Origin of the sequence: Tetzosporium hominis, from assembly GCF_002265435.1 — a bacterium.
Lineage (GTDB): Bacteria > Bacillota > Bacilli > Bacillales_A > Planococcaceae > Chryseomicrobium > Chryseomicrobium hominis.
Genome location: NZ_NOKQ01000175.1, coordinates 1 through 270, shown reverse-complemented (window position 1 = coordinate 270; position 270 = coordinate 1). Strand labels below are relative to the sequence as shown.

1 protein-coding gene is annotated in these 270 nt (G+C 50.0%); it reads left to right on the top strand.

Features of this window, described 5'->3' with window-relative positions:
* Positions 1–270: zinc metalloprotease (locus tag CF394_RS03600; protein WP_500691224.1), on the top strand; the 270-nt coding region annotated here is incomplete at both ends.

The window sequence follows — 270 nt, the reverse complement described above, 5'->3', positions numbered from 1 at the left end:
TGGCCGGCTTCGGATGGGCGCGCCCTATTCCCGTCAATCGCCGCTTCTTTAAGAACCCTCGGCTTGCCGGCGTGCTTGTATCTATTGCCGGACCCGTCAGTAACCTGATTCTTGCGTTTATCGGTTTCTTTTTGTTAGTGTTGATGCATGCATACGGAATGGAGCTGCTTGCGGCATTCAGCACGGGACTTGATCAGTTCTTTTCCATTTGGATACAGCTGAATCTTGTTTTGTTTTTATTTAATCTGCTGCCGCTTCCTCCGCTCGATG